This window comes from Streptomyces sp. MB09-02B (assembly GCF_033794485.1).
Lineage (GTDB): Bacteria > Actinomycetota > Actinomycetes > Streptomycetales > Streptomycetaceae > Streptomyces.
Window position 1 is genome coordinate 1 of the sequence record NZ_JARGEE010000654.1, and the last position, 3,346, is coordinate 3,346.

Annotated in this window: 2 protein-coding genes; one reads left to right on the top strand and one right to left on the bottom strand. The window is 68.1% G+C overall.

What is annotated here, in order from left to right:
- The coding region (locus P1P70_RS42335; protein ID WP_319247490.1) for a lysine N(6)-hydroxylase/L-ornithine N(5)-oxygenase family protein at positions 1-1,357 on the top strand (1,357 nt) is incomplete at its 5' end.
- A gap of 78 nt (positions 1,358-1,435) precedes the next feature.
- On the opposite strand, the gene P1P70_RS42340 is transcribed toward P1P70_RS42335, so the two are convergent.
- Positions 1,436-3,244, bottom strand: a complete 1,809-nt coding sequence (locus tag P1P70_RS42340) for a 5'-nucleotidase C-terminal domain-containing protein (RefSeq protein ID WP_319247492.1) — start codon at positions 3,242-3,244, stop codon at positions 1,436-1,438.
- Positions 3,245-3,346: the final 102 nt, after the last annotated feature.

The window sequence follows — 3,346 nt, forward strand, 5'->3', positions numbered from 1 at the left end:
CCTCTCCCTCGCCGCCCTCGCCCACCCCCTCGCCGAACTCGACGCCGTCTTCTACGAACAGCGCCCCGCCTTCGACTGGCACCCCGGCCTGCTCATCGACGGCGCCACCGTCCAAGTACCGTTCCTGGCCGACCTGGTGACCCTCGCCGACCCGGTCAGCCCCTGGTCGTTCCTGAACTACCTCAAGGCCCGCGACCGCCTCTTCCCGTTCTACTTCGCCGAGCGCTTCCACATCCAACGCGCCGAGTACGACGCCTACTGCCGCTGGGTCGCCGAGAACCTGCCCGGACTACGGTTCGGCCACCAGGTCGACTCGGTGCGCTGGAACCCCGAACGAGACCTCTTCGAGGTCGACTTCAGCCGACTCGACGCCGACGGAGAGGTCGAGGCACCCGGCCGCACCCACGCCCGCAACATCGTGCTCGGCGTCGGCACCGAACCCTACGTCCCCGAACCCCTCAAACCGCTCGTCGAGGCGGCCGGCGTGCCCGTCGTCCACGCCGCGGACTACCTCGGCGAACGCGACCGCCTGCTGACCGCCGCACACGTCACCGTCATCGGCGCCGGACAGTCCGGCGCCGAGGTCTTCCTCGACCTGCTCCGCCACCGCCCCGCCGGCCGGGAGGGACTGCACTGGCTCGGCCGCACCGAGGCGTTCGCCCCCATGGAGTACTCCAAACTGGGCCTGGAACACTTCACCCCCGACTACACCCGCTACTTCCACGCCCTCGCCGAACCCACCCGGGACCGGCTCGTCGCCGCCCAGTGGCAGCTCCACAAGGGCATCGGCGCCGACACCATCGCCGCCATCCACGACGAGCTCTACCGCCGCACCCTCGACGGCGGCTGGCCCGACGCCGTCCTCACCCCCGGCGTACACGTCCGCACCGCCGGCCGCCTCGCCACCACCCGGGTCGAACTCCACCTCGAACACACCGAGCAGGGCACCCGCTCCCGCCTCACCACCGACGCCGTCGTCCTCGCCACCGGCTACCGCGAACGCCCCCTGGACCGCGTCCTCGCCGGCCTCGACCCCTACATGCGCCGCGACAACCGCGAGCGGCCCCGCGTCGACGAGAACTTCCGGATGATCCTCGACCCGTCCGTCACCGCCTCCGGCTGCCACGTCTACGTCCAGAACGCCGAACTCCACACCCACGGCGTCGGCGCCCCCGACCTCGGCCTCGCCGCCTGGCGCAGCGCCACCATCCTCAACACCCTCACGGGCAAACAGCCCTACCCCCTGCCCCGCCGCACCGCCTTCACCACCTTCGGCCTCGAACCCCGACCGCAGATCCCGCCCGCGCGCAGGCCCGACTCCACCGTCCCCCTCACACCCCTCGTCGACGTGAGGTAGCCGACGGGCCAAGAAGCAAGGGGGAGGCGGCTGCAGCAACCGCTGCGGCCGCCTCCCCCCTGGAAGACCGCGTTCCGTCTAGAACACCGGCGTACCGTTCCGCGTCAGCTTCCAGTCCACCGAAGCGAACTGCGCCGGGTCGATCGACCCCTTCGCCTTCACCCACGCGATCATCGTGTTACGGATCTCGTCCGAGTTCGACCACAGCAACGGCGACGCCGCGACATGCGGGAAGTTGCCACCGCCGTTCGCCCGGTAGTTGTTCACCGCGAACACGAACTTCTGATCATCCGCGAGCGGAGCACCCTCGAACCGCACGTTCACGACACGCGACCCCGCCGGCTTCGCGATGTCGATCTCGTACGACAGCCCACTCACCGCGTCGTAGTTGTAGTCCGGCGTCCCGTTCGCGTTCGTCAGCTTCGCCGGATCGACCACCGCGTCCGCCGCCGTCTGCACGAAGTAGTTCGCCGAGAACTCCAGGTACGCCTTCATCTGCGCACCCGTCATCAGACGCGCCTCCAGCGTGTTCTCGAAGACGTACAGACCCGCGACATCCCGGATCGTCACGTTCCCCGCCGGAATCACCGCGCTCCGCGAGAACGCGGCCGCCTGCGACAGCACCGGCAGCGCCCCGTACTCCGTCGGCGCCAGAGCCTGCTTCACCGTGTCGGCCTGGATGTGGTTGATCAGATCGATGATCGCCACATCCTTGTACGGCGCCTCCACCGACGTCATCTCGGCGGCGTTCGTCCCGATGATCTGGTTGACGTACGCCACGACCTTCTCGTGCTCGTCACCCAGCATGCTCACGATCGCCGGGTCCTCCTCCACCGCGTTGGAGTTGAGGACCTGCGCCGCGACCTTCTCGACCTTCCAGCAGCCCTTGCTCCACACCAGCTCGAAGTCGAACAACGTCAGCCGCTGCCCCCACTTCAACGGCTCCGACAGCACGACCTGCTGGCCCGTCTCCTTGTTGGTGACGAAGTACTCCGGGATCTCCGTGTGCGCGTGCCCCACCAGAATCGCGTCGATCCCCGGCACCTGCTCCGCGACCAGCCCGGCGGCGTTCTCGATGTACGGCAGCTGGTCACCGTACGACGACGTGCCCGACGACCCACTGTGCGCCGACACGATGACGACATCCGCCCCCATCGACCGCAGCTTCGGCACCCACTTCGCCGCCTGCTCCTCCAGCCCCGGGAACGTCATCTTTCCCTGCACGTTCGCCTTGTCCCAGATCGCGATACCCGGATTGGTCAGACCCAGCACCGCCACCTTCACATCACGCCCGTGCGGCGTACGCAAGCAGTGCATGCTGTACGGCGGGAAAGCCGGACGCAGCGTCTTCGCGTCCAGCGCGTTCGCCCCCAGCAACGGGAAACGACACTGCTCCTGGAACTTCCGCAGCACCGGAATGCCGTAGTTGAACTCGTGATTGCCCAGCGCCGCCGCGTCGTAGTCCATCGCGTTCATCGCCTGCGCCATCGGATGCACCGGACCACCCTTGGCGGTGATCGGGTCCACCTTCGCGTAGTAGTACGACAGCTGCGTACCCTGAATGGTGTCACCGGCGTCGATGAGCAGCGTGTTCCGGCGCCCCTTCTCCTTGCGGATCCGGTTGACCAGCGTGGAGACCTTCGCCAGACCGACGTCGTTGTGCGCCTTGTCGTCGAACTCCTTGTCCGTGAAGTAGTCCCAGTTGAAGACGTTCCCGTGCAGGTCGGTCGTCCCCATCACGGTGAAGTTGTACCGCTTCGGGGCCTTCTTCCCCACGACCTTCACCTCGGCCGCCTCCGCGCTCGGAGCGAGCGCCGTACCGACGACGGCCACGCCCGCCCCGGTCACGGCCGACTTCTTCAGAAACTTCCGGCGGTTCAAGGGCATCTCGGGGCACTCCTCGGAGGTACGGACGATCGCAACGCGCGTAGACACGGCCGACGGCCGACGCCACAACGCGCGTAGATTCTGACCCGCCCCGCCCCCACC